Origin of the sequence: Leifsonia xyli subsp. cynodontis DSM 46306, from assembly GCF_000470775.1 — a bacterium.
GTDB lineage: Bacteria > Actinomycetota > Actinomycetes > Actinomycetales > Microbacteriaceae > Leifsonia > Leifsonia cynodontis.
The window spans coordinates 48696-73138 of sequence record NC_022438.1 but is presented as its reverse complement, the minus strand read 5'-3'; the positions used below and the strand labels follow the sequence as shown (position 1 = coordinate 73138).

Annotated in this window: 27 protein-coding genes, 4 pseudogenes and 1 riboswitch; of the genes and pseudogenes, 16 read left to right on the top strand and 15 right to left on the bottom strand. The window is 70.6% G+C overall.

Annotated features, from left to right (window positions below; all coding sequences use genetic code 11):
* Positions 1 to 11: 11 nt before the first annotated feature.
* Complete coding sequence (locus O159_RS00370) at positions 12 to 1163, top strand: mannitol-1-phosphate 5-dehydrogenase (RefSeq protein ID WP_021753803.1); 1152 nt, start codon at positions 12 to 14, stop codon at positions 1161 to 1163.
* Positions 1164 to 1407: 244 nt separating this feature from the next.
* On the opposite strand, the gene O159_RS00365 is transcribed toward O159_RS00370, so the two are convergent.
* The 8 genes and pseudogenes from O159_RS00365 to O159_RS15355 form a co-directional block, all read right to left on the bottom strand.
* Positions 1408 to 2847, bottom strand: coding sequence for a GntP family permease (locus O159_RS00365; RefSeq protein WP_021753802.1), 1440 nt, complete (start codon positions 2845 to 2847; stop codon positions 1408 to 1410).
* 13 nt (positions 2848 to 2860) lie between these two features.
* Positions 2861 to 3469, bottom strand: a complete 609-nt coding sequence (locus O159_RS16135) for an amidohydrolase family protein (RefSeq protein ID WP_021753801.1) — start codon at positions 3467 to 3469, stop codon at positions 2861 to 2863.
* 160 nt (positions 3470 to 3629) lie between these two features.
* Positions 3630 to 4271: pseudogene (locus O159_RS16130) on the bottom strand (amidohydrolase family protein); the annotation flags it as partial.
* 200 nt (positions 4272 to 4471) lie between these two features.
* A complete protein-coding gene (locus O159_RS16125; RefSeq protein ID WP_269078368.1) occupies positions 4472 to 4744 on the bottom strand; it encodes a beta/alpha barrel domain-containing protein in 273 nt (90 codons plus the stop codon).
* A gap of 26 nt (positions 4745 to 4770) precedes the next feature.
* A complete protein-coding gene (locus tag O159_RS16120) occupies positions 4771 to 5091 on the bottom strand; it encodes a beta/alpha barrel domain-containing protein (RefSeq protein WP_021753799.1) in 321 nt (106 codons plus the stop codon).
* A gap of 7 nt (positions 5092 to 5098) precedes the next feature.
* Positions 5099 to 5725: a type III PLP-dependent enzyme domain-containing protein gene (locus O159_RS15365; protein WP_021753798.1), complete on the bottom strand. Its 627-nt coding sequence runs from the start codon at positions 5723 to 5725 to the stop codon at positions 5099 to 5101.
* Positions 5726 to 5793: 68 nt separating this feature from the next.
* On the bottom strand, positions 5794 to 6063 hold the full coding sequence (locus tag O159_RS15360) for a DNA-damage-inducible protein F (RefSeq protein WP_021753797.1): 270 nt from the start codon (positions 6061 to 6063) through the stop codon (positions 5794 to 5796).
* 33 nt (positions 6064 to 6096) lie between these two features.
* Positions 6097 to 6339 carry a flavin-dependent reductase gene (locus O159_RS15355; RefSeq protein WP_021753796.1) on the bottom strand — a complete coding sequence of 81 codons (243 nt, stop codon included), beginning with the start codon at positions 6337 to 6339 and terminating at the stop codon, positions 6097 to 6099.
* A 66-nt stretch (positions 6340 to 6405) separates the two neighbouring features.
* Between O159_RS15355 and O159_RS00345 the strand changes: the two genes are divergently transcribed.
* The 12 genes and pseudogenes from O159_RS00345 to O159_RS00300 all read left to right on the top strand — a co-directional run bounded on the left by O159_RS00345 (position 6406) and on the right by O159_RS00300 (position 14429).
* Complete coding sequence (locus O159_RS00345) at positions 6406 to 7485, top strand: sugar kinase (protein ID WP_236609504.1); 1080 nt, start codon at positions 6406 to 6408, stop codon at positions 7483 to 7485.
* Positions 7482 to 8270 carry an IclR family transcriptional regulator gene (locus tag O159_RS00340; protein ID WP_021753794.1) on the top strand — a complete coding sequence of 263 codons (789 nt, stop codon included), beginning with the start codon at positions 7482 to 7484 and terminating at the stop codon, positions 8268 to 8270. Before O159_RS00345 ends, O159_RS00340 begins: the two co-directional genes overlap by 4 nt.
* A gap of 11 nt (positions 8271 to 8281) precedes the next feature.
* On the top strand, positions 8282 to 8686 hold the full coding sequence (locus O159_RS00335) for a RidA family protein (RefSeq protein ID WP_021753793.1): 405 nt from the start codon (positions 8282 to 8284) through the stop codon (positions 8684 to 8686).
* A 226-nt stretch (positions 8687 to 8912) separates the two neighbouring features.
* Positions 8913 to 9239, top strand: a complete 327-nt coding sequence (locus O159_RS00330) for a hypothetical protein (protein ID WP_021753792.1) — start codon at positions 8913 to 8915, stop codon at positions 9237 to 9239.
* Positions 9240 to 9437: 198 nt separating this feature from the next.
* A pseudogene (locus O159_RS00325) lies at positions 9438 to 10436 on the top strand (IS481 family transposase).
* Between the two features lie 255 nt (positions 10437 to 10691).
* The gene (locus tag O159_RS16400; RefSeq protein WP_330216829.1) at positions 10692 to 11123 is read left to right on the top strand and encodes a beta-ketoacyl-[acyl-carrier-protein] synthase family protein; all 432 of its coding nucleotides are present in this window, start codon (positions 10692 to 10694) and stop codon (positions 11121 to 11123) included.
* Positions 11048 to 11224: pseudogene (locus O159_RS16395) on the top strand (type III polyketide synthase); the annotation flags it as partial. The gene O159_RS16400 and the pseudogene O159_RS16395, both read left to right, overlap by 76 nt.
* Positions 11179 to 11793, top strand: coding sequence for a hypothetical protein (locus tag O159_RS16390; protein WP_330216848.1), 615 nt, complete (start codon positions 11179 to 11181; stop codon positions 11791 to 11793). The pseudogene O159_RS16395 and the gene O159_RS16390, both read left to right, overlap by 46 nt.
* 14 nt (positions 11794 to 11807) lie before the next feature.
* Positions 11808 to 12332 carry an isoprenylcysteine carboxyl methyltransferase family protein gene (locus O159_RS00315; RefSeq protein ID WP_043993842.1) on the top strand — a complete coding sequence of 175 codons (525 nt, stop codon included), beginning with the start codon at positions 11808 to 11810 and terminating at the stop codon, positions 12330 to 12332.
* A complete protein-coding gene (locus tag O159_RS00310) occupies positions 12329 to 13264 on the top strand; it encodes an NAD(P)/FAD-dependent oxidoreductase (RefSeq protein WP_021753788.1) in 936 nt (311 codons plus the stop codon). The genes O159_RS00315 and O159_RS00310 overlap by 4 nt, the downstream gene beginning before the upstream one ends.
* Positions 13265 to 13469: 205 nt before the next feature.
* Positions 13470 to 13811 carry a ParB family protein gene (locus O159_RS14790; protein WP_021753787.1) on the top strand — a complete coding sequence of 114 codons (342 nt, stop codon included), beginning with the start codon at positions 13470 to 13472 and terminating at the stop codon, positions 13809 to 13811.
* 264 nt (positions 13812 to 14075) lie between these two features.
* Entirely contained in the window at positions 14076 to 14429 is a 354-nt protein-coding gene (locus O159_RS00300) for a nuclear transport factor 2 family protein (protein WP_021753786.1), read from the top strand.
* A gap of 3 nt (positions 14430 to 14432) precedes the next feature.
* On the opposite strand, the gene crcB is transcribed toward O159_RS00300, so the two are convergent.
* The 3 genes from crcB to O159_RS00285 all read right to left on the bottom strand — a co-directional run bounded on the left by crcB (position 14433) and on the right by O159_RS00285 (position 15858).
* Complete coding sequence (crcB, locus tag O159_RS00295) at positions 14433 to 14807, bottom strand: fluoride efflux transporter CrcB (protein ID WP_021753785.1); 375 nt, start codon at positions 14805 to 14807, stop codon at positions 14433 to 14435.
* On the bottom strand, positions 14804 to 15241 hold the full coding sequence (locus O159_RS00290; RefSeq protein ID WP_043993394.1) for a fluoride efflux transporter FluC: 438 nt from the start codon (positions 15239 to 15241) through the stop codon (positions 14804 to 14806). The genes crcB and O159_RS00290 overlap by 4 nt, the downstream gene beginning before the upstream one ends.
* A gap of 20 nt (positions 15242 to 15261) precedes the next feature.
* Positions 15262 to 15333: riboswitch (Fluoride riboswitch) on the bottom strand.
* Complete coding sequence (locus tag O159_RS00285; protein ID WP_021753783.1) at positions 15334 to 15858, bottom strand: universal stress protein; 525 nt, start codon at positions 15856 to 15858, stop codon at positions 15334 to 15336.
* A gap of 103 nt (positions 15859 to 15961) precedes the next feature.
* Here O159_RS00285 and O159_RS00280 point away from each other — a divergent pair, with 103 nt between their 5' ends.
* The 3 genes from O159_RS00280 to O159_RS00270 are packed head-to-tail and all read left to right on the top strand — an operon-like array spanning position 15962 to position 17647.
* A complete protein-coding gene (locus O159_RS00280) occupies positions 15962 to 16411 on the top strand; it encodes a phage holin family protein (RefSeq protein ID WP_021753782.1) in 450 nt (149 codons plus the stop codon).
* The gene (locus O159_RS15350; RefSeq protein ID WP_021753781.1) at positions 16408 to 16614 is read left to right on the top strand and encodes a hypothetical protein; all 207 of its coding nucleotides are present in this window, start codon (positions 16408 to 16410) and stop codon (positions 16612 to 16614) included. The genes O159_RS00280 and O159_RS15350 overlap by 4 nt, the downstream gene beginning before the upstream one ends.
* Positions 16604 to 17647: a YihY/virulence factor BrkB family protein gene (locus tag O159_RS00270; RefSeq protein ID WP_021753780.1), complete on the top strand. Its 1044-nt coding sequence runs from the start codon at positions 16604 to 16606 to the stop codon at positions 17645 to 17647. The genes O159_RS15350 and O159_RS00270 overlap by 11 nt, the downstream gene beginning before the upstream one ends.
* Positions 17648 to 17656: 9 nt before the next feature.
* On the opposite strand, the gene O159_RS13555 is transcribed toward O159_RS00270, so the two are convergent.
* The 4 genes and pseudogenes from O159_RS13555 to O159_RS00250 all read right to left on the bottom strand — a co-directional run bounded on the left by O159_RS13555 (position 17657) and on the right by O159_RS00250 (position 24442).
* Positions 17657 to 18931: a hypothetical protein gene (locus O159_RS13555; RefSeq protein WP_236609503.1), complete on the bottom strand. Its 1275-nt coding sequence runs from the start codon at positions 18929 to 18931 to the stop codon at positions 17657 to 17659.
* 53 nt (positions 18932 to 18984) lie between these two features.
* Positions 18985 to 20673, bottom strand: coding sequence for a sensor histidine kinase (locus O159_RS00260; protein ID WP_043993393.1), 1689 nt, complete (start codon positions 20671 to 20673; stop codon positions 18985 to 18987).
* The gene (locus tag O159_RS00255) at positions 20670 to 21296 is read right to left on the bottom strand and encodes a response regulator (protein ID WP_236609502.1); all 627 of its coding nucleotides are present in this window, start codon (positions 21294 to 21296) and stop codon (positions 20670 to 20672) included. Before O159_RS00255 ends, O159_RS00260 begins: the two co-directional genes overlap by 4 nt.
* A 163-nt stretch (positions 21297 to 21459) precedes the next feature.
* A pseudogene (locus tag O159_RS00250) lies at positions 21460 to 24442 on the bottom strand (alpha-mannosidase).
* Position 24443 lies beyond the last annotated feature (1 nt).

Genomic DNA, 24443 nt, shown 5'->3' with positions numbered 1-24443 from the left:
GACGAGAGAAGATGAAGGCCGTCCATTTCGGCGCAGGGAACATCGGCCGCGGCTTCGTGGGGCTGCTGCTCCACGAAGCCGGGTACGAGGTCGTCTTCGCAGACGTCAACGCCGAACTGATCGAGGCGCTGGCCGCGGCGGACTCGTACGATGTGCGTCTCGTCGGCGACGAGTCGGTCACGAAGACCGTCACCGGGTTCCGCGCCCTGAACAGCGCGACGGCGGAGGATGAGCTGGTCGCCGAGATCGCGACCGCCGACGTGGTCACCACCGCGGTCGGGCCGCGCATCCTGCGTTTCGTCGCCCCGGTCATCGCCCGCGGCCTCGCGGCCCGGGCAACCGACGCCCCGCGCCTGGCCGTCATGGCCTGCGAGAACGCGATCGGCGCGACCGACCTCCTGGCCGCCGAGCTGATGGAGGGCCTGCCGGACGACGACGCCCGCGCCGAGCTGGCTGCCCGCGCCGTGTTCGCGAACACCGCCGTCGACCGGATCGTGCCCGCCCAGGACCCCGCCACCGGGGTGGATGTCACCGTGGAGACGTTCTTCGAGTGGGTCGTGGACCGTAGCCCGTTCGCCGGAAGCGAACCGCCCATCCCGGGTGCGCGCTTCGTGGACTCGCTGGGGCCGTACATCGAGCGCAAGCTGTTCACCGTGAACACCGGGCACGCGACCACGGCGTACACCGGGTTCCTGGAGGGCGCGACCACGATCAGCGAGGCCATCGCGATGCCGACGGTGCTCGCCGCGGTGGAGTCGGCGCTGACGGAGACCTCTGCCGCGCTGACCGCGAAACACGGCCTCGACCCGGAGGAGCTCGCCGAGTACCGCGCGAAGATCCTGAACCGCTTCCGAAACCCGCACCTCGTGGACGAGGTGACCCGTGTCGGCCGCGAGCCGCTGCGGAAGCTCGGACGCGATGACCGCTTCATCGGCCCGGCCTCCGACTACGCCCGATACGTCGGCGTCGTCCCCTCCGCCCTCTTCGCCGCGGTCGGGGCGGCGCTCCGCTTCGACCTGCCCGAGGACAGCCAGAGCGTCGAGCTGCGTCAGCTGCTGCGCGAGGCGGAGCCGGCCGACATCGTGGCCGAGGTCATGGGCGTCGAGCCCGGGGACGCGCTGTACGAGCCGCTGGTCGCGGTCGTCCGCGCCGCCCAGGGCTGACCCCCTGCCGCCCCCGCCATCCCATCCCCATCCCCCACCCGCACCCAGGTGTCGAAAAGGGAGGACAATCCCGCCCATCCCGGCAGAATCTCCTCCCTTCCCTGCCGATAACCCTGTTCTGCAAAGCAGAATCCTCCCTTTCCCACAGTGCAGGAAAGGGAGGAGTTCCAGGGCCAGAAGGGCACGGGCGTCCTCCCTTTTCGACGCGGAGGTGGCGGAGGGGGAACGGGGTGGGGGACGGGGCTCAGGCCACGAACACCCACAACAGCGCGACCATCCCGAAGCCGACGATTGACAGGATGGTCTCGAGCACCGTCCAGGTCAGCAGCGTCTGCGGCACGGTCATGTTGAAGTAGCGCTGCACGATCCAGAACCCGCCGTCGTTGACATGCGAGAGGATGATCGAGCCGGCCGCGATGGCGATTCCGATCAACGCGAGCTGCGGCTGCGAGAAGTCACCGGCCATGACGACCGGCTGCATGATGCCGGCCGTGATGACGATGGCCGCCGTGGCCGAGCCCTGAGCGATGCGCAGCACGCAGCTGATGATGTAGGCGGTCACGAACACCGGCAGGCCCACCGAGCCGAACACATCGGAGAGCGCCGCACCGATCCCGGTCTTGGTGATCACCGCGCCGAAGAACGCTCCGGCTCCCACGACGAGCAGGATCATGCCGATCGGCTTCAGCGACTCACCGCTGATCTTGCTGAGGTCGGCGAAGCTGAGACCGCGCCGGAGGGCGAGCAGGTACGACGCGAGGAACACCGCGATGGTCAGCGCCACCGCCGGGTTGCCCACGAAGGTGACGAACTCCAGCCAGAACCCCTTCGGCAGGAACAGGGAGCCGAAGGTCGCCGTGAGGATGAGCACGAGCGGCATGAGGATGACCAGTGCCACCGACCACAGCGAGACCGGCTTGCGACCGTCCTCCGGCTCGGGATCGAGCAGGTAGTCGTCGGGCAGCTCGACGTGGACGCGCTTGCCGACGAAGAGCGGCCAGGCGATGCCCGCGGCGGCGAACGCCGGGAGGCCGCAGGCGAAGCCCATGAGGATGATCCAGCCGAGATCCACGCCGAACGTTCCCGCCAGCGCCGTCGGGCCGGGGTGCGGCGGCAGGAAAGCGTGCGTCATCGAGAGGCCGGCCAGCATCGGCATGGCGTACAGCGCGAGCGAGCGGCCGCCGCGGCGGGCGGTGATGTACACGAGCGGCGCGAGCACGAAGATGCCCACGTCGAAGAAGACGGGGATGCCGAGGATGAGGCCGGTGAGACCCATGACGATCGGCGCGGCGCCCGGACCCATCCGCCGGAGCAGCCGGTCGACCAGCACATCCGCGCCACCGGAGCGTTCCAGGATGGCCCCGAGGACGGTCCCGAGGCCGATGATGATCGTGATGTGGCCGAGGATGCCGCCGAAACCGGTCTCCAGAATGGAGGCCCCCGGCTTGATCTGGTCCTTGTCGAACGGGTCGGGGACAGCGACGCCGACGATCTCGAAGACGCTCAGGCCGGCGACGAGCGCGAGGCCGAGACCCGCGACCAGGAGCGCGATGAACGGCTCCAGTTTGACCTTGACGATGAGGAACAGGAGGACGGCGATCGCGGCGAGGCACAGGATGATGAGTCCCGGGGTGCTCGTCCGAAACCACTCGACCCACGTCGGTGCTGACGCGAGGAGGTGCATGGTGATGCCTTTCTCAGGGGTGAGGCCGCTTGCGCAGCGCTGCTCCCGGGAGGTGTTCGGTGCGGTGCGAGTCCGCCACGACGGGCACGCCCGCCACGAGGACCCAGGGGATTCCCACGGCCTGCTGCCGGGGTTCGGCGAACGTCGCACGGTCGGCGACGGTGGCCGGGTCGAAGAGCACCAGATCGGCGATGAGCCCGGGCTGGATGCGCCCGCGGTCGGTCAGGCCGAGGCGGGCCGCGGGGCAGGCCGCCAGATGCACGATCGCGTCTTCGAGGGTCAGCACGCCCTCCTCGCGAACGTAGTGGCCGAGGTAGCGCGGAAAGGTGCCCCAGGCCCTCGGGTGCGGCTTCGCTCCGATGAGGATGCCGCCGGTGTGCCGCGGGTGCCGCATCATCGTGCGGACGTTGGCCTCGTGCCCCACATGCTGCAGGATGCTGGTGCCGAGCCGGTCGGCGAGGAGCAGCTCGACGTACACATCGGTCGGCGCACGGCCCGCCTCGGCGGCGAGCTGAGCGACGGTGTACCCGACCCGGTCGGAGAGGGCCGCATCCCGCACGCCGGCGATCTCGATCGTCTCCCACTCCACCGGAACGCCGTGGCAGCCGTCCGTGCCCACCACGTCGAGCTCGTGCGCGATGCGCGCGCAGCTCGGGGTCGCGCAGGCGGGCGAGTGTCGCCTCCGGCCCGCCGGTCGCGGACCAGCTGGGCAGGAGCGCCGCCAGCGTGGTGGAGCCGGGGAGGTAGGGATAGGTGTCGAGCGTGATGTCGACGCCGTCGGCGAGGCCGCGGTCGATCAGCTCGATCAGCTCGCCCGCGCGGCCCCGGTTGACGCCGAAGTTCATGGTCGCGTGGGTCAGGTGCAGGGCGCAGCCGGAGCGGCGCGCGACCTCCACCATCTCGGCGTAGGCGTCCAGCGCGCCCGCGCCGTAGGAGCGCTGGTGCGGCGAGTAGTACCCGCCGTGGGCGGCGACCACCTCGCAGAGCGCGACCAGTTCGGCGGTGCTCGCGAACATCCCCGGCACGTAGGTCAGCCCGGAGGAGAGGCCGAAAGCGCCCTCGCGCATGCCGCGGTCGACCTGCTCGCGCATGGCGGTCAGCTCGGCGGGGGTCGCGGGACGGTCGCCGGTGCCGACGACGTTCATGCGGATGGTGCCCTGCGGGAGGAGGTAAGCCGCGTTCGCCGCTGTCCCGCGGCGGTCAATCTCGGCGAGGTAGTCCGCGACGCTGCGCCAGGAGAAGTCGAGGCCTTCGGGGACGCCGTTCCAGCCGGCGATCTGCTCGCGCACGATCGGCAGCGATTCGTCGGTCACCGGGGCGTAGGCGAGCCCGTCCTGACCGAGGACCTCCGTGGTGACCCCCTGCGTCACCTTCGCGAGGTGCTGCGGGTCGGTGAGCACGGCGAGATCCGAGTGGGCGTGCATATCGATGAAACCGGGGGCGACCGCGAGTCCGTCCGCCTCCACCACCTCGGCTCCGGGCGCGGCGATGCGGCCGCCGACCCGGGCGATGCGGCCACCGGACACCAGGACATCCCCCGTCGCGCCGGGCCGGCCCGTGCCGTCGAGGACGAGCGCGCCCCGGAGGAGGAGGTCGCCCGCGCCCGGGGCGGGAAGCACGCCGGTCACGACACCGCTGCCGCGAACTCGCGGGCCCGCTCGGTGATCGCCTCCCACTCCGCGGCGGCGATGGCGGACGCGCTCACGACGCTCGAACCGGCGGTGGCGGCCAGCGCTCCCGCGGCGATCCAGGCGCCCGCGTTGCCGGCGTCCAGCCCGCCGGACGGGACGAAGGGGATGCTGGGGAACGGGCCGCGCAAGTCTTTGAGGTAGCCCGGTCCGATGAGCGAGGCGGGGAACACCTTGACCGCGGCGGCGCCGAGCTCGACGGCGCGCATGATCTCGCTGGGGCTCAGCGCGCCGATCAGGAGAGGGACGCCCGCCTCGCGCGCGACCGCGGGGCGGCGCTCTCGCTCAGTCCGGGCGTGACGAGGAACTGCGCCCCGGCCGCGATCGCAGCCTCGGCGCTGCGCGCGTCGGTCACCGTCCCCGCTCCGACGAGGGCGTCGTGCTCCCCGGCGGTGGCCGCGGCGATGACCTCTTCGACGCCCGGCGTCGTGAAGGTGAACTCGACCACCCGGATCCCGCCCGCACCGAGCGCCCGGCACAGGGCGACGGGGTCGTCGATGCGCGGCGCCCGCACCACGGCCAGGGCGCGGTCGGCGGTCAACGTCTCGATGAGCATGGGTCTCCTATCCGAAGGTGGTGTCGAGGAGGCCGAGCACACGGGGGTCGGCCGCGAGCGCATCGTCCGCCACGGCGAGCGCGCGCCATTTGTCGAAGGTCGTGCAGGGGTGCGAGAGGCCGAACCGGAGGACGTCGCCCACGCGTACCTGCGCCCCTTCGGGCAGGCGCACGAAGGTGTGCTGATCGTTCATCGCGGTCACGACGGCGCCGTCGAGCGGCGCCGCTGCGGTCTCGCCGGAGCGCCGGACGGCCTGGGGCACCGGGAGGTCCTCGTCGAAGGGGAGGTCGCGCTTGCCCGCGTCGACCAGCGCGAGCCCGGGCTCGGGACGGGAGACGACCGTCGCCCAGCCGTGCATGGCCGAGCGGAACTCGCCGCCGCCGACCCGCGAGAGCGGCGTGATGTCGCGGTAGAACCCGTCGTCGTGCGTGATGTACGCGCCCGAGCGCAGCAGCACCTCCACGACCCGGCCGCGGGAGCCGGCGAGGTCGCGGCGCGGAGCGAGCACCGCGGCCACCTCGTCGAAGTAGGCGCTGCCGCCCGCGGTCAGGATGACCGGCCCGCCCGCCGGGTACAGGCCCTCCGCTTCGAGGGTGTCGTGCAGGGTCAGCATCCCCTCCAGGTAGCCGCGCACGGTGGCGAGGGAGGAGGCGGTGGCATCGTGTGCGAGCGCGCCTTCGTAGCCGGCGACTCCGGCCAGGCTCAGGACCGGGGAGGTGGCGATCGCACGGGCGACCGCGAGCGCGGCGTCCTGCCCCCGGGCGCCGGTGCGTCCCCCCCTCCGCGCCGAGCTCGACCAGCACCGGGAGCGGGCGGACGGGCGGCGAGCGTCTCCGTCATGATCTCGACCGCGCGCACGGAGTCGGCCCAGACGGTGAGCCGGTCGGTGTGGGCGGCGAAGGCGCGGAGCGCGGCGGGCTGCACGAGGGCGTTGGCGAGCATCACCCGGGGGATGCCCCAGCCGAGCGCCACGGACGCCTGCCACGGCGTCGCGAGCGTGATGCCTCAGGCCCCGGCGTCCAGCTGCCGCTGCCAGAGCTCGCGGTTCATCGTGGTCTTGCCGTGCGGTGCGATGCCGACAGCGGCCTCGCGGCACCAGGCCGCTATCGTCTCGAGATTGTGGGCGAGGGCCGCTTCGCTGAGGGTGACCAGCGGAGTCGGGAATCCGGCCAGCGGCGGCCGACGCTCGCCGAGGGCGGCGACATCGGCGGCGGTGTAGCCGAGCGGGGCGGCTTTGTACTCCTCCACACTGTTCCTTCGGTGTGTTGCGTATGGTGCAATGCACATTGCATATAGTGTGCCCTCCTGTATAGCATGAGTCGGGACGATCGCGAAAGGGGAGCCTGGATGGAGGCGACCGCCGGACTGCCGGGAACCGGACTTCTGAGAGCCGGACTGCTGGCGACCATCGGCGAAGCGATGGTCGTGCTGTACCCGGAGGACCGCCGCCCGCTGGCCGAAGCGCACACGTACGGCTCGGATGTGGGCGGCGCCGAGTACAACGTGGCCACCAGCCTCGCCCGCCTCGGCCTGCCGACCGCGTGGATCTCGCGGCTCGGAGCGGACGGTCTGGGCGATCGCATCCTCAGCACCGCCGAGGAGGCGGGAGTCGACGCCTCCGCCGTGGAACGCGACGAGCTGCGCCCGACCGGCCTGTACCTCAAGGAGACGAGCGACGGGCCCGACGGCGTCCGCACCCGGATGCGCTACTACCGCCGGGACTCCGCGGCGGCCGCCCTCTCGCCCGGTCTGCTGCGCTCCGCTCCGGCCGCCGGTCTCCTCGGCCGGGCCTCGATCGTCCACACCTCGGGAATCACCCCCGCACTGTCGGCCTCCGCGGCCGAGGCGATGAGCGAGCTGCGCTCGGCCGTCGGACCGAAGACCCTCGTGAGCGTCGACCTCAACCACCGCCCCCTGCTCTGGGCCGGCCGCGACACCGCACCGCTGGAGGCCCTGATCGGCCAGGCGGACATCCTGCTGCTCGGCCGCGACGAAGCCGAGGCTTACGCGGGCCACGCCGACCCCGGGCGCTTCTTCGCCGCGCACCCCCGCCTCGGCGTCCTGGTGGTGAAGGACGATGCGCGCCGTGCCTCGGTGTACCGGCGAGGCGGCGGCGAGACGCACGTCCCCTGCCTCACGGTGGAGGTCGTCGAGCCGGTCGGCGCGGGCGACGCCTTCGCCTCCGGCTTCCTGTGCGGTCTCGCCGAGGGGCGCGACGACGCCTCCGCGCTGCGGCTCGGCCACGCCCTCGCCGCGCTCACCCTGATCGGGCACGGCGACCGGCCGCTCACCGTCCCGGACAGCGCCCAGCGCGACCGGATCGCCGCCGCGCCGGAGACCGAATGGGCCGGCTGGAGCGTCCACCCGGGTGAGATCCCGTGGAGCGGGGCGTGAGCCAATCCGTCGGGCGGGCGCTCGACCTGCTCGACCTGGTCTCGAGCGGAGTCTCCACCCTGGATGCGATGGCCTCCGAGATCGGCGTCCACAAGTCCACCGTGCTGCGCCTGCTGCAGACGATGGAGCAGCGGGGCTATGTGGGGCGCGACAGCAAACACCGGTATCACATCGGCCCCACCGTGTTCGCGCTCGCGTCGGCGGCGCAGGAGTCGCAGGATGTGCGGGCCACGGCGGCTCCGTTCCTCCGCGCCCTGGCCGCCGAGACCGGTCAGACCGTCCACCTCGCCACCTACGCCGACGGCGTCGTGACCTACATCGACAAGATGGAGTCGCGTCAGCCGCTGCGCATGTACTCGCGGGTCGGTCTCCCTGCGGCGCTGCACGCGACCGCCGTCGGCAAAGTGCTGCTCAGCGCCCTGGACCCGGCCGAACGCCAGCGCATCGCCGCCGGTGTGCCGTACGAACGGTACACGGATCGCACCATCGCAGGCCCCGACGAGCTGCTCACAGAAGTCGCCCGCACAGCCGGGCGCGGCTGGGCGGAGGACCACGAGGAGCACGAGACGTTCATGAACTGCGTCGGCGCGCCTGTGTTCGGACCGGACGGCCGCATCGCCGCGGCGGTCTCCCTCTCCGTGCCGAACGTCGTGCTGCCCTACGCGGACGTCCTCGGCCTGCTCCCGGCGCTGCTGGAGACGACGGCCCGGATCTCCACGGAGCTCGGCGCGCGCCCCGACGACCTCCCGCAGCCCGTTCTCCCGCCCTCCGACCTCCCCCGCTGAAAGGAAAGACCATGACCGACCGCATCGCCCTCTTCATCGCCGACGCCCCCGCGCCCGCGCACACCTTCTCGCAGGGTGTGAAACGCGGCCCCTTCGTCCAGGTCTCCGGACAGGGGCCGGTCGACCCGGTCACGAACGAGTACCTCCACCCCGGCGATGTGCGGGCTCAGACGGTCCGGACGCTGAAGAATGTGGAGGCCATCCTCGCGGCCGGCGGGGCCACCTTCGACGATGTCATGATGCTGCGCGTCTACCTGACGACGCGCGACGACTTCGCGGCCATGAACGAGGCGTACGGCGACTTCGTCGGCTCGCGGGTCACCACCGGTGTGCTGCCCTCGCGCACGACGGTGTTCACCGGGCTGCCGCGCGAGGAGATGCTGGTGGAGATCGACGCGATCGCCCTCACCGACTGAATTCGCGACGGCCCGGCCCGCCGTCCTCCTCGCGGCGGCGGCCCGGCCGTTCTCGAACGGCGCGAGTCCGCTACCGGTGAGGTGGCTTTCCATCCGTCCAGTGATTCTCCCTCTGCGGGTCGGCAAGGTCTGGCGGGCCACATTCACCTGGCAGATCACCAGCCTTCCCGGTGCGACGGTCGGCAGCGACACGAAACCGATCTGGCGAGCGATCTAGGATCTAGTGATGAAGGTAACTCTCATTGACGAGCGGGATTCGACCGGCCTGATCGAAGCGCCGAGTTTCCGGGTCTTCGATTGGGTTGGAGAAGAAGCGCTCCAGGGGCAGACAACAGCCTTGTGGGCCTATGAGATAACCGGCGCTTCGTTCTGGGAGGCGCTGAAGTGGGCTGAAAGCCCACGAGACCCCAGCCCTTCGCTCTCGGAGCTTTACGCTTGCTCTCCAGACTCTTTGAATGAGGGCGGAGTGGATCTCATCTTCCTCGGGTCTTTGGCATGGCGGCACGATCCGGAAGGTGAACTGACCCTGGAACGGACGACCCTCATGCTCTGAGAAGCCGCCGCGAAAACCGCCCCTGGTGTGCCTCGGGGCTGTGATCCGGGGCGGAACCACGAACGCCGCTACTGGGTGTTCGCTAGGTGTGCTGCTCAGGGACGTTGGTTGAGGTGTGACGCGATAGATGGGTGAGGACCTCCCGGTCGAGAGTGGGGCTGTCTAGTTTCCCTGCACTCGATGACTTAGGAGGTCCTCGTGACCCACGCTAATGCTGCTTTGACTCCTCGCGAATGCCTCCGCCTGGCCCGCCAAGTCGTCGACGACGGCTGGTCCGTTGCTGCGGCGGCGACCTACTTCCGAGTGTCCTGACGCACCGCGGACCGATGGGCTCGTCGTTACGTGGAGATGGGCGAGGCGGGAATGCTGGACCGTTCGTCACGGCCGCATCACAGCCCGAACAAGACCCCGCGAAGACTGGTCCGCAAGGTCGTGCATCTGCGGTGGAAGAAGCGGCTGGGACCAGTCGGTATCGGCGCCCAGCTCGGCATGCCCGCCTCGACCGTTCACACGGTCCTCTCCCGGTGCCGGATCAATCGGCCCAGCCACGTCGACGTCCGCACCGGCGAACCCGCCCGCCGCTACGAGCACGAGCATCCCGGATCGATGATCCACGTCGACATCAAGAAACTCGGCAACATCCCCGACGGTGGCGGCTGGCGCTACGTCGGACGTCTCCAGGGAGAGCGGAACAAGGCCATCACCGCGAAGCGGACCGGGAAACACGGGATCACCGGCGACATGATCACCGGCACAGCGTTCGTTCATACCGTCATCGACGATCACTCCCGTGTCGCTTACGCCGAGATCCACGACGACGAAACCGCCGCCACTGCAATCGCTGTTCTGCGTCGAGCGGTCGGCTGGTTCGCCAGCCGTGGCGTCACCGTCGAACAGGTGCTCTCCGACAACGGCTCCGCATACCGCTCATACGCCTGGCGCGACGCTTGCGCCGAGCTCAGCATCCAACCGAAACGCACCCGGCCCTACCATCCGCAGACGAACGGCAAGATCGAACGCTTCCACCGCACCCTCGCCGACGGCTGGGCATACGCCCGGCACTACAACTCCGAATCAGCCCGCCGCAACGCACTCCCGGCCTGGCTGCACTCCTACAATCACCACAGGCCCCACACCGCCATCGGCAGCCAGCCACCCATCAGCAGATTGACCAACGTCCCTGGGCAACACACCTAGGCCGCGGTGGCGGTATCCACACTGTTCCGTGGGGAAATGTCCTTGCAGACACACAGACCCAGGGCCTTGCCATGTCGGGAGTGACCGGTGCGACTGACGTTTGGCGTGCCTAGACGCCCTGCTTCCTCAGGAGGCAGGTCATTGGCGTTTGTTCGGCGGCGGCCCGGCCGGTTCTCGAACGGCGCAAGTTCGCTGCGATCGCGGGCTGCGCAGCACCCCGGGTGGTACGTTGCGCTTGTGAGCCGAATCGTCGCTGTGGCGCCCGTTCTCCCCGCTCGGTCGTACGGCCAGGGCGAGATCACCGCAGCGCTGCTCGCGATGATCACCGACGACCCGGCCCGGCAGGCGGTCATGCGCCGCATCCACGCGGCCAGCGGCGTGGAGACCCGCAGTCTCGTCATGCCGCTCGAACGCTACCGCTCGCTCACCTCCTTCCAAGAGGCGAACGACTTCTTCATCGCCGAGGGCGCCTCCCTCGCCGAGCGCGCCGTGACCCAGGCTCTCGAGACCGCCGGCCTGACCGCCGCGGATGTCGACTACCTGCTCTTCACCTCCGTGACCGGCACATCGCCGCGCCCTCCATCGACGCCCAGCTGGTCCAGCGGCTCGGGATGCGCCCCGACATCAAACGCCTGCCGAGCTTCGGACTGGGCTGTGTCGCGGGCGCGGCCGGGCTGGCCCGCGTGAACGACTATCTGGCCGGGCATCCCGAGGAGATCGCTGTGCTGCTCTCGGTCGAGCTCTGTTCGCTCACGGTGCAGGCCCGGGACGACTCGATGGCCAACATCGTCGCGGGCGGCCTCTTCGGCGACGGGGCCGCGGCCGTCGTCGTGGCCGGGGACCGCCGCGCCGCCCGGCTGGGCCTCCCCGGGCCGGAGATCGTCGACACCCGCAGCCGCCTCTACCCGGACACCGCGGATGTGATCGGCTGGGACATCGGCGGCACCGGCTTCCGCGTCGTCCTCAGCGCCGGTGTGCCGGAGGTGATCGACCGGAACTTCGCCGACGACGCCCGCAGCCTGCTCGCCGCGCACGGGCTCACCGAGACAGATGTCACCCGTGGGCCGCGCATCCCGGCGGACCGAAGATCCTGGAGGCGTTCTCGCGGGCTCTCGACCTGCCCGACGGCGCGCTCGAAGCGAGTTGGCGCTCGCTCGCACGGGTCGGCAACCTGTCGTCGGCAGCGGTGCTGCACGTCCTCGCGGAACAGCTGGACGCCCACCCGCCGGGCACGGTCGGGCTGCTGTTCGCCCTCGGACCGGGGGTCACCAGTGAGCTGGTGCTGCTGCGCTGGGCGGCGGGGGATGCCGCCGGGGCGGGCGGACCCAGGCTCCCCGCGAGCGAGGCGGCCGCATGACCGTGCCCGGCGCCATGATCGCGTATGGCCTCCTCATCCTCGCCACCGGCGTCGAGCGTCTCGCGGAACTCGTCGTCTCCGCCCGCAACGCGCGCTGGTCTTTCGCTCGCGGCGGTGTCGAGTTCGGCCGCCACCACTTCCCGCCGATGGTGGCCCTGCACACCGGCCTGCTGCTCGCCTGCTTCGCCGAGGCGTGGTTCCTTGCCCGGCCCTTCCTGCCGTGGCTGGGCTGGCCGATGCTCGCGCTCGTCCTCGCCAGTCAGTCCCTCCGGTGGTGGTGCATCGCGGCACTCGGACCGCGCTGGAACACCCGCGTCATCGTCGTCCACGACCTCCCACTCGTCGCACGCGGGCCCTACCGCTGGCTGAAGCATCCCAACTACATCGCGGTCGTGGTCGAGGGATTCGCGCTTCCGCTCGTGCATTCCGCGTGGATCACCGCACTCGCCTTCACTGCGCTGAACGCCGTCCTGCTTGCGGGCTACCGCCTCCCCTGCGAGAACCGCGCTCTCGCGGCCGTCGTCCCGGCGCGACCGTGAGCGATGCCGACCTGATCGTCGTCGGCAGCGGACCGGTGAGGCTCGCCTGCGCGATCGAAGCCCGCCTGCTCGGGATGGATGTGCTGGTGGTCGAACCGCGCAGCGCTCCGATCGACAAAGCGTGCGGAGAGGGCCTCATGCCCGGCTCCCTCGCCGCGCTCCAGCGTCTCGGGGTCGACCCGCCGGGGCGGACGCTCGCCGGCATCGCCTACCTCGACGCGGCTTCGCGGGTCGAGCACCGGTTCGAGGAGCGTCCCGGGCGCGGCGTGCGGCGGACCGTGCTGCACTCGGCCTTGGCCGCGCGCGCCGCCGAACTCGGCGCTCACACACTCCACGATCGTGTCACCGGCGTTGCGAGCGCCTCTTCGGGAACGACGCTCACCCTCGGCCGCGGGCAGTCCACGCTCTCAGCGCCCTGGGTCATCGCCGCCGACGGCCTGCACTCGCCGCTGCGCCGCCTGCTCGAACTCGGCGGTCGCCCCCAGCCGAAGTCCCGCCGCCGCTTCGGCGTCCGCCGCCACTACACCGTCGAACCGTGGACCGATCTCGTGGAAGTACACTGGTCCCCCACCGCGGAGGTGTATGTGACCCCTGTGGACGATCGCATCGTCGGTGTCGCGGTTCTCGGGCCCCGCCCCATCGACCAGGAAGCCGTCATCAGGACCGTTCCGGCTCTTGCTGCTTACTTGGATGGGGCGCCGCCTGCCAGCGATCCCCGCGGCGCGGGCCCCTGCTGGAACGCTCGCGTACACGCGCCTCCGGTCGCGTGCTTCTCGTCGGGGACGCCTCGGGATACATCGACGCCCTCACCGGAGAGGGGATGCGCGTCGGCTTCGCGCAGGCACGCGCAGCCGTCTCCGCCATACATTCAGGGGGTTCCGGTCAGTACGAACGTACCTGGCGAACCAGTACGAGAGACTTCAGGACACTGACCACCGGACTCGTCATCGCGGCCCGGTCGCGACTTCGGCCGCGCATCGTCCCGACCGCCGCCGCAAGGCCCGCGCTGTTCGGCGCGATCGTGGAGCGATTGTCACAGTAATAACACCTGACACTCGAAAGGGTGACTTTTTCTGGAACAACCCGTATATTATCTGGAATGAGAAATTAACACATGCAATATTTTGCGAGGTCCCCATGAGTCCGAACACAGAGGCGATCACCGTAGTCGAGTCACCGACGTCTGCTGCTGCTCCCGCGTCTTCGTCGGAATTCCGCGTCGCGCCGACCACCGTCGCGGGCACGACGACGACGGCGAAGAGAACGACGATCACCTTCTATCTGAGCGAAGGGCTCAGAAACAGGGCGCGCGCCGCCTACCGCTCCACCTCCTTCGAAGAGAAAGACAGCAGCTGGTCCGAGATGCTCAACAAAGCCCTCCTCGCCGAGGTCGAACGCCGAGAAGCCGCCTACAACGACGGCGAAAAGTTCACCGGCACCGACGAGCCCCTCTCTCCCGGAAGGCCCATCGGGTTCTGACGGGCATCGGGCGTCCCGCTGCGGCACCCTCCCCGTCACCCCCGGCGGGACGCCCTCTCCTCGCCCCCGAGCGAGGACCCGAGGGGGTGACGGTCAGACGACCGTCACCCTCCACTGCTGACCGGAACGCGGCGCCGAACCCGAACGATGGTTCGCCGCCGCCGCTCGCTGAACCCCCTGCGCTCCGCGCGACGGGCGAAGCGCGCTCGGACGATCGAGGGTCCGCTCTGGTGCGCGGGGAGTTCCAGGGCGTATAACGGTGGCATGGCCGACGCGATCACGACCTGGATCGACCGCTATCGGCGCGCCTGGGAGTCGAACGACCCCGAGGACATCCGGTACCTCTTCAGCGAGGACGCGAGCTACCGCACGGAGCCGTTCGCTGAGCCCTGGGTCGGCCACCTCGAGATCGTCGAGGGCTGGCTGGACGCTCGAGACGATCCCGGAGCCGCCGAGTTCGACTGGCGGCTGGCCGGGAAAGACGGATCGACCTACTTCGTGGAGGGCGTGACCGACTACCGCGACGGTCCGACCTACAGCAACCTGTGGGTGATCGCGCTCGCCCCGGACGGGCGCGCCGAGGAGTTCACCGAGTGGTGGATGGAGCAGGAGGCATAGGCTCTACAGCCCGCCCAGCCACAGCCCCAGCCCCGCTGCGCCCAGCGAGAGAAGCATCATCCCGACGCCGGTGAACAACGCCGCCCGGTACCGCCGTTGCTGCGCGAGCCGCACGGTCTCGTAGCTCGCGGTCGAGAACGTGGTGTACCCGCCGATGAAACCGGTGCCCAGGATCGCCCGCCACTCCGGCGGCAGCCCGTGCGCGAGCGCGAGCGCCGTCACCAGTCCGAGCAGGAACGAGCCGGTGACGTTGATCGCCGTGGTGCCCAGGGGAAAGCTCACTCGCACCCGGCTGCGCAGCACACCGTCGAGGACAAGTCGCGCGACGGCGCCGAGCCCACCGGCGACCGCGACCGCCAGGACGACCAGCGGCGTCACGCTCGCGCCCCCCGGCGGCGTCCGATCGCCGCCCCCAGTGGGATTCCCGCGAGGGATGCGGCGGCTCCGATCGCGATGGTCGCGGCCGCGTACAGGATGCCACCGCCCACGTTCGACGCGACGACCAGCCCATCGATGTCCACCGCGAACGCACTGTAGGTCGTGAACCCGCCGAGGATTCCGGTGCCGGCGAAGAGGCGCGCATCCCGGCGTCGCCCCTCATCCGGGCCGCGCAGGGCCAGCGACTCGAGCAGCCAGCCGAGGACGAAGGCGCCGACGATATTGATCGCGAACGTGATCACTGGGATGCCCGCGACCGTCGGCGCCGCGGCCGACAGCAAGGCGCGGACGGCCGTGCCGAGAGCGCCGCCGACGAAGACGAGCAGCACGGAACGCCCGTGCAAGTAAACGGGGAGCGGGGACCTCGTGGACAAACAGATTCCACCCTTCGGAGAGAAGCGCAGGAACTATCAGCGACCATCGCGGTTCGGGCAGCGCCCCGGCGAGATCCATCGCCGTGGAGCCACTATACCGGTTGGTCCTCCCACGGCAGCTTCTCACCGCCGGAGATCGGGGCCAGCGGCACCACGACCACAGGCCGATGCTGCCGGTGCGCAAGGTGCGCGGCGACGGAACCGGTGAAGAACTCGCGCACGCTGCCGCGGAGGCCGGCCTCGCGGGTCCCGACCACGATGTAGCGGGCGTCCACCTCGGCCGCGAGACGAGCCAGCGCCCAGGCGGGGTCGCCCGCGAGCTGCCGCAGGGTACACGGAACGCCGCGGCCCTCCACGGTCTCCCGGATGCGCTGTTCCAGCTCCGCGTCGAACGCTTCTTCGCCGGCCTCGGGAAGGTCCGGGTCGAACGGCAGCGCGACAACGGTGCCGTCCACGGCGTTTGGCACGAGGTAGCGGGTGGGATCGACGTTCGCGCAGACCAGCGGAACGCCGAGGTCGCCGGCGAGCCGGGCGGCCTGCTCCAGGACCGTCACGGGCTGGCCGGGGACGACCGCCACAACGATGACGCCGGGACCGGCGCTGCCTTTGCCGCTCATCTCCCTAGTGTGTACCATACGCGGCCGGCCGATCCCTTCCCGTGGTTGCGGTGCTGGGGTACGGTCGGGCGGTGGGGAGACGGGCACGGGAAGGAAGCCGGAGATGACCGACCGACCGACGGCGATCGACGGGAAAGCCCCGCTCCCCCGCGAACGGCGGTACACGACACGCGGGCTGCGCCCGCTTCCCGAGCTGACGAAGGCCGCTCTGGACCAGCTGAAGCGCCTCGCCTCGGCCGAACTCGCGCTGTTCAAGGCGGAGATGGCCGCGAAGGCGAAAGCCGCTGGAATCGGCGCGGGGCTTCTCGTCGGCGCGCTGGTCTTCGTGTTCTTCGCAACCGGGGTGCTCATCGCCGCAGCAGTGCTCGCTTTCGCGCTCATCGTTCCCGGCTGGCTGGCAGCGCTGATCGTGGCGGGCATCCTGATCGTGCTCGCCGCCCTCGCCGCGCTGGTCGGCCGCGCTGCTCTGAAGCGCGGATTGCCGCCGGTGCCAGACGACATCGGCTCCGAGCTGAAGGCCGACGCGCAGGCGCTGAGAGGGGAGCGTCCATGAGCCCGGCCAAGGGAATCAACACACTCAAGCTGGAGCTCGAGGAGACCCGCGAGGAACTCGCGGGTCTCCTCGATGACCTCTTCGCGACATTCAACCCGCGCGTGCAGATCCGCTCGCACCCGGTGGTTGCTGCGGTGCTGTTCGCCGGGCTGCTCGGCGGAGCGGCGACGCTGCTGTACCGGAGCATCGCGCGTGAGCGCTGATCGGCCTCAGTCGCGGCCCGCGGTTCCACACGGGCGGCTGCCCTGGGGCTACATCCTGAAGCGCACCCTGCGCTCGTTCGGCCGGGACACCTGCGCCGATCTCGCCGCGGGCCTCACCTACTTCGGCGTTCTGGCGCTCTTCCCGGCGCTCATCGCACTGGTCAGCGTCCTGGGTCTGGTCGGACAGAGCAAGACCGGGATCGACGCGCTGTTCGGGATGGCCGACCAGCTGGCGCCCGGGATGCTGGATATCGCTCGCGGTCCGATCGAAGCGCTCTCCACCTCGCCGGCGACCGGCTGGGGTCTGGCCCTCGGCATCGTGGGCGCCCTCTGGTCGGCGTCCGGGTACGTCGGCGGCCTCGGCCGCGCGCTCAACCGGGTCTACGGCGTCGAGGAGGGCCGCTCGGCGTTCGTGCTGCGGCCAGTCCAGCTCGGTGTGACGGTCGCGGCGGTGGCACTGGTGGCGGTCGTGGCCGTCGTGCTCGTGGTGTCCGGTCCGATCGCCGGCACGATCGGCGGGGCGATCGGGCTGGGCGATGCGGCGCAGACCGCATGGGAGATCCTGCGCTGGCCGGTCGTGGCCGTCGCCCTGGTCGCGTTGGTCGCCCTGCTCTACTCGGCGACGCCGAACGTGAAGCGGCCCGGGTTCCGCTGGGTGACCGCGGGGTCGTTCACAGCGATCGTCCTGCTCGGCGTCGCCTCGGTCCTGTTCGCTTTCTACGTCGCGAACATCGGCAGCTACGACAAAACCTACGGCGCGCTCGCCGGCGTCATCGTGTTCCTGCTGTGGATCTGGATCGCCAACGTCGCCCTCCTCCTCGGCGCCGAACTCGACTCGGAGATCGAGCGCGCGCGCCAACTGATCGCGGGCGAGGAAGCGGAGCGTCGGCTTCTCCTGCCGCTGAAGTCCGACGCGGTGATCGCGAAGGCACGGGACGCCGAGGCCGGTGAGATCCTCGCCGCCCGCGAGATCCGGCGGCGCAACCGCGGCGGCGGCGCAACCGGGCCGGCCCCCTCCGACGCGGACGGCTGAGGGGAACCGCTACCCGTAGCGGAGGGTCGCGCCCTGAGCCTTGAGGAAGTCGATGTGCAGGTGATTGCAGGAGTCACTGAACGGCTGGAAGGAATCGAGGCGGAGCGACGGACGGCACTCGATCTGGCCGAGGCCGGTTCCGGCGGGGACCAGCGGGTCCAGGATTTTGATGAGCTGGATGGACTTCGCATCGCCGCCGGTCAGCGGCGAGCCGTTGAGGAGGTAGAAGTCGAGGGCGTGGCCGCCGCCATCCGTGTAGTGGGCGGACTCGGTTCCCGCACCCTCGATCTGACCGGTGCAGCGACGGTTGATGTCGCTGACGCCCACCTGAGCGAAGTGGTCGAGCGCGATGGAGATCGTCTGGAGCACACGGTAGTCGACACCGCAGCCGGGCACGGTCTTGCCCTCGGCGAGGTTCGCGATCTCCGGGAGGTGGTTCGGCGTCGAGCCGACCAGACGACCGGAGGCCACAGCGCCCATGAGCTGAACGGCGAGCGCCTGGACGCTCGGCGAGACAGTGCTGTTCGTGGTGGAGGTCAGCGCCTGCGGGGCCTCCGAGATGCCGAGGGTGTCGCGGGAGACGAGCTGCGCAGCCGTGTCGCCGCCGGCGAGCGTCTGCGCGGTGCGCGCCGCGCCGATGGCCGAGCCTTCGCCGGTCGTGGCGTAGGCGGGCAGCGCGGCGGTTCCGAAGAACGCGGCCAGAGCGAGGACGACGACAGTGTTGGAGCTCCAGCGGCGGGTTCGCGAAAGGGGATGAGCCGGTTGCGACGCACGGAGACGCTGCGGCCGACCGCACGGGCAGCTTTGCGGGAGGGTCGCGCAGCGGCTGCTGTCGCGGCGGCGGACGACAGCGTCGCGACGAGGCGCTCCCGAACGGGGAGGCCGCTTTCCTTGGCGCGCTCGGCGGCCCGTGCGCTGCGACGGCTGAACGGCTCGGGAGCCGCGGGGGCGACGGCGGGGGTCGCCGGGGCGGCGATCAGGGGATTCCGCTGGCCGACATCCACCCTCACGGGTCCGCGAAGATCGCGGCGAGGCCGCAGAGATTCCGGCGACTGGGGCAATCGGCTTCCTGGGGACGATTCGAAGCGACGCACCGTGCGAAGCAGAGTGCGTCGCATCCCTTTCTACCGCATTCCGCCTGGGCATTGCCTCCACGCAGACGAATGCGTCCGGATCGGAGAAGCCGGTGAAGGGCGCTTCGCACATGTTCGGGTCACGCAGAAGCGCCCATCCCCGTGGTGTCGGATCGCTGGATTCCGATAAGAAGAAAATACCGATGCTCACGCATGCAGTCCGGGCCGGGTACGGCTGATACGACAAGCAGCGACGGCGCAAGGCTAGGGGATGGTGACCGCCAGCTCAACGCGCCCCGCCTCTTCGAGGAGCGCGACCTCGCCGTGCTCCTCGAGCTGACGGAGTCCGATCCCCGGCCCCGCCGCCGTGAGCGCGCCCCCGGAGGTGACGACCACAGCGACACCGGCCCGCCCCTGCGGTCGGACCTCCAGGGTGACGGGGGTTCCGTCCCCGTGCCGCACAGCGTTCGCCAAGCCCTCCGAAATCGCATCGACCACAGTCTCCGCCCGCACCGACTCGCGCAGCCGATCCCAGACCTCCGCGCCGATATCCACCCGCAGGGAGATGGCCGACCCCCAGCTCTCCACCAGCGCGGAGATCCGCTCGGCGGGGTCCGGCTCCGGACGCGGCACGAGCAGTTCGGCGCGAATGCGTTCGACCACGGCGCGCAGCTCGCCGGAGGCGTCCTCTCCGTCACTGGTCCCGAGCGCGAGCGCCGCAGCGATCAGCTCCGCCTGCACGCCGGAGTGCAGCAGCCGCGCCAGCGTGGACCGCTCGTGATCGTAGGCGGCGCGCAGCTCGGCGGCCGTCGCGACTTTGGCCTGCACGGCTGCCTCCAGCTCGCCCTGATCCTGCCGGATGCGGGACGAGAGCGAAGCGACGAGCGAGACCCCGAGGCCGAAGATCCCGTACGTCCCCGCCTCGAACCAGACGAGCCGCGGGTGAGCGCCGACGCCCCGCACGACCAGCATCGTCGTGGCCACGAGCAGCGTCCCGATCGCCAGGTAGCCGAACAGCAGCACGACGATCCGCAGCGCCGGCGCGGTCGCCTCGACCAGGCGGGCGAGCAGGACGTTGCCCGCCCACACCGCCACCAGCCCCGTCGCGAGCAGAAGAGCGGACACCGGCCCGAACAGTTGCAGTCCGAACGGCGTGACCAACGCCGTGTAAACGAGCGCGAGCAGGAACGGCGGAGCGGCGTGCAGGTGCCCGAGCACGGAAGCGCCCCAATCGCGGCGGCGCACCCGGACTTCTCCTTCTCCCACCGCCGGCGGCGGCTCCGCACTGTCGTAGAGCCGGTGGCTCGCCGGCCGGACGACCTGCTCGGCGAGGCCGCGCAGCAGCCGCGCCGCATCGGGAGGGCTGATGCCGCCTTGCTCCGCCGCGTCAGCCGCCTCCTGCAAACGGTCGAGCACCGCGTCCACCGCCGAGTGACGCAACTCGCGGAAACGCTCGGAAGCGCGCTCCGCATCCATCGCCGATGCCCGCTGAGCAGCGCGCAGACGCCGGTAGACGCCCAGGTGGTCGCGCACCAGATCGACGACCACGGCGATCAGCGTGAAAAGCGTGACGGTCATGACGCTGCTGATCAGGATGCGGCCCTGCAGATTCCCGGGCTGCACGTCGATGTCGAGCACCGTCCCAGACACGAGGAAGAGGAGCGGCCGCAACACTCCGATCGCCGCGAAGATCAGGAAGACGGCCAGGACGCGCACCCGGCCACGGGTCACCCGCAGCACGGCGTGCCCCGCGAGCAGCAGCGCCCCCACGACCGCATGGACCAGCGACGCCACAGCCGTGACGGCCCAAGCGTCGCCGGTGACGTACTGGAACCCGGACATGACGGTCAGCGCGAAGGGCACGGTGACCAGCCAGGTCCACCAGGTGATCGCAGCGGGGCCTGTCGCCCGGGCGACGAGCCGGCGGGCACGCACAGCGCCGAGTATTCTCATAGGCCGCTGCCGGCGTCCCCGAAGGTCAGCGTGTACAGAGTGGCGGCGGCGACGCGGGGGGCGGTGCGCTCGCCGGCGGACAGTCCGAGCGTCTGGAAGACGCGCTCCACGCTCTTCTCCACGGCGCGCACCGAGACACCGCGGCGGCGGGCGATCTCCGCGTTGCTCAGACCCGCTGCGAGCAGCCGTGTGGTCTCCAGCTGAGCGGGGCTGAGCCGGAGGAGGGCGGCCTGCGCGCCGGTGCGCGGCTCGACGCGCGAGACCGGACGGTCCGCGAGAACCGCGTCGGCCGCATCCACCAGCTCGTCGACGGAGTCGATCGCGGCCTTGTTGACGAACGAGGCTCCCTCGACCGTGCCCCTCTCCGCCGCGGCGGCGACCTCGCGCGACAGGTTGGAGAGGAACAGGACAGCGATGTGCGGCGCTCGCGCTCGGAGAATGGTCGCCAACTCGACGCCGTTGGGCCGCGCCCTGAGATCGATGTCGGTCACGAGAAGGTCCGGGTCGAACTCGTCGGCGGAGGCGAGCGCTTCGGCGGCGGAGCCGAACGAGGACGCCTCGAAGCCGCGCTGACGGAAGGCGTCGGCGACGAGCGAGCGCATCAGGGCATGGTCCTCCACCACCAGCACTCTCCTACGCCATATTTCCGCCGCCACGCTCGCCACACTAGCCCGGATGGGGGAAACGCGCTGCCTCCGCCGTCGACCCTTTTCGGGTCGGCGAGCGCAACGGGATCGTGCGCAGGCGGCCCGCCCCGGACGTGGCGCGACCCGGGGCGGGGGCAGGTCACCCGCGGCTGAAACGCAGGGTGACGAGTTCGAAAGGACGGAGGGTGAACGTCGCCTCCGCGGCGCCCAGCTCGCGTTCGAGCAGATCGGTGCGCTGAATCCCCCGGTGCGGGAATCCCGCCGCGACCGTCGTCGTCGCGCGGGCTCCGCAGGACTCGTAGAGACGCACGATGACATCCCCCGAACCGTCCTCGGCCAGTTTGACCGTCTCGATCACCGCGGCGGGCGAAGTCGAGGCCACCAGCGGCTCCACCTCGGCGGTCGCCCGGCGCGGCGGGAGGTTCAGCCGGTAGCCCTGCTCGATGGCGGCCTGCACCCCTCCGACGACGATCGCGCTGCGCAGGGTGTGCTCGCCCTGGTCGGCCTCCGGGTCGGGGAAGACCGGAGCACGCAGCAGTGTCTGCCGCACCAGAGAGTACGTGCCGCCGCCCTCGCGCTCATGGCGGGTGATGTCGTGGCCGTAGGTGGCGTCGTTCGCGACGCCGACCCCGAAACCGCTCTCGCCGACATGCACCCAGCGGTGCGCGCTCGTCTCGAACCGGGCGACATCCCAGCTCGTATTGGTGTGGGTGGGGCGTTCGAGGTGGCCGAACTGGATCTCGGAGCGGGCGGAGGTCGTGTGGACGTCCACGGGGAAGGCGAGCTTCAGCATCCGCTGCCGCTCGCGCCAGTCGATGCGCGTCTCGATGTCGAGCGCGGGCGATCCCGCCGCGAGGGTGAGCGTCTGCACGACCGTCGAGGAGCCGAAACGACGGGTCAGCCGGAGGGAAACGGCCTCCGGAGTCTGGGCGGCGATCTCCATCGACTCCAGCGCCGTGAGGTCCTCGCTGGAGAGACGGTACTCGATATCGACATCCCAGGCGTCCCACTGGACGGGGGTGTCCCGGAAGAGCTGGAGCAGATTGGCGCGCGACCCGGGTGGCAGGACCTCGCGGCCGGTCGCCGCCTCCACGATCGAGGGGATGAGGCCGTCGGCGTCCACCGTCACCGCGATGCGGTCGTTGATCAGCCGGAAGCCGCCGCCGTCCCGTTCGAGGCGGGCGTCCTGGCCGCGGACCGGCACGCCGGCCCCGCCGGCGGGCACTCCGTCCACCGCGAAGGGCGCTGCGTTGACCACGACGGCCGGTGCGCCGCCGCCCAGCGCCGAGAACGAGCTGTCGATGATCCCCTCCAGCAAGCGTGCGACCAGCGCGTAGTTCTCGACAGCCTGATCGTGAACCCAGCCGATCGAGGAACCGGGCAGGATGTCGTGGAACTGCTGCAAAAGCACCGTCCGCCACGCCTCCCGCAGTTCCTCCGCCGGGTACTCGGCCCCGGTCCGAACCGCGGCCGTCGCCGCCCACAGCTCGGCTTCGTGCAGCAGCGCCTCGCTTCGCCGGTTGCCCTGTTTGGTGCGCGCCTGCGAAGTGTACGTCCCGCGGTGGAATTCGAGGTACAGCTCGCCCGCCCACACCGGCGCCGGATCGAACTCGGCGCGCGCAGCCGCGAAGAAGTCGGCCGGCGAGGCCACGCGGACGCGCGGGGAGCCCTCGAGGTCGGCGGCGCGTTTCGCAGCCGACCATCTCGCGAGTCGGCCCACCGTCGCCGTCGCCGAAGCCGAAGGGGACCAGCGACGTGTTCGCGCGGCCCTTGTCCGCGAAGTTCCGCTCGGCGTGCGCCAGCTCCGCGCCCGAGAGAATGGAGTTGTAGGTGTCCACCGGCGGAAAGTGCGTGAAGATCCGCGTCCCGTCGATGCCCTCCCACTGGAAGGTGTGGTACGGGAACCTGTTCACCTCGTTCCACGAGATCTTCTGCGTGAGGAAGCTCTCCATCCCGGCAGCGCGCGCGATCTGCGGCAGCGCGCCCGAGTAGCCGAACGAGTCGGGCAGCCAGACCTCCAGCGACTCGACGCCGAGCTGCTCCTGGAAGAAACGCTTGCCCTCCACGAACTGACGGGCCATCGCCTCCGAGCCGGGGAGGTTCGTGTCCGACTCCACCCACATGCCGCCCACGGGGACGAACCGGCCCTCGGCGACGCGGCGGCGGATGCGCTCGAAGAGCTCAGGGTAGAACCGCTGCATCCACTCGAACTGCTGAGCGGACGAGCAGGCGAACACGAAGTCCGGGTCCTGGTCCATCAGATCGAGCACATTCGAGAACGTCCGCGCGCACTTGCGGATCGTCTCGCGCACCGGCCACAGCCACGCCGAGTCGATGTGGGCGTGCCCAACGGCGAACACCCTGTGGGCGGTCGCCGCCGCGGGCGAGGCCAGCACCCCGGCGAGCGCCGCGCGGCCACGGGATGCGGTGCTCGCGACCGCGAACGGATCGACGGCCTCCACCGCATCCTCCAGCGCAGCGAACAGAGCTGCCCGGCGCGGGGAGGTCTCGGGGAGAACCGCGGCGAGCTCCCGCGCCGTGGAGAAGTCCTGCACCAGCTCCCACACCTCGCGGTCGCGATGCACGACATCCACTCGCCGGAGCGTGTAGATCGGCTCCTGCGGCGCGGTGGACTTGCGGCCGACCAGGGTGGGCCGAAAGGACCAGTCGGAGCCGACATCCGGGTTGGCCGCCGCTTCGATGAACAGCTCGAAGGACTCGCCGGGAGCGACGCGGAGCCGAACATAAGAGTTGTAGGGCTCGAGCGCCTTGAGGATCGCCCCGTCGGTCGCCCAGACCAGGCCCTCCGCCTGGAAACCGGCCTGCCCCGCCGTGAACCCGAGGTCCACGACCAGTTCGACATCCTCTGCCGCGGCCTCCCACTCGGCCGGAACCGTCCCGGTGACCCGGAACCACACCGTGCCCCACGGACGGCCCCACGGACGGCCGATGGCGAACGGCGTGAACTCGGCCGCCGCGGCCTCTGCGAACGGCACCGGCTCATCCGGCGCCTCCCACGCCTCGACGGTCACCGGAACGGCCGCGCGCTCGAGAGCGGGCGTCAGACGCTCGCGCACGAAACGATCGACCCGCATCTCTGCGAGCTGGTTGTGCTGGTACAAG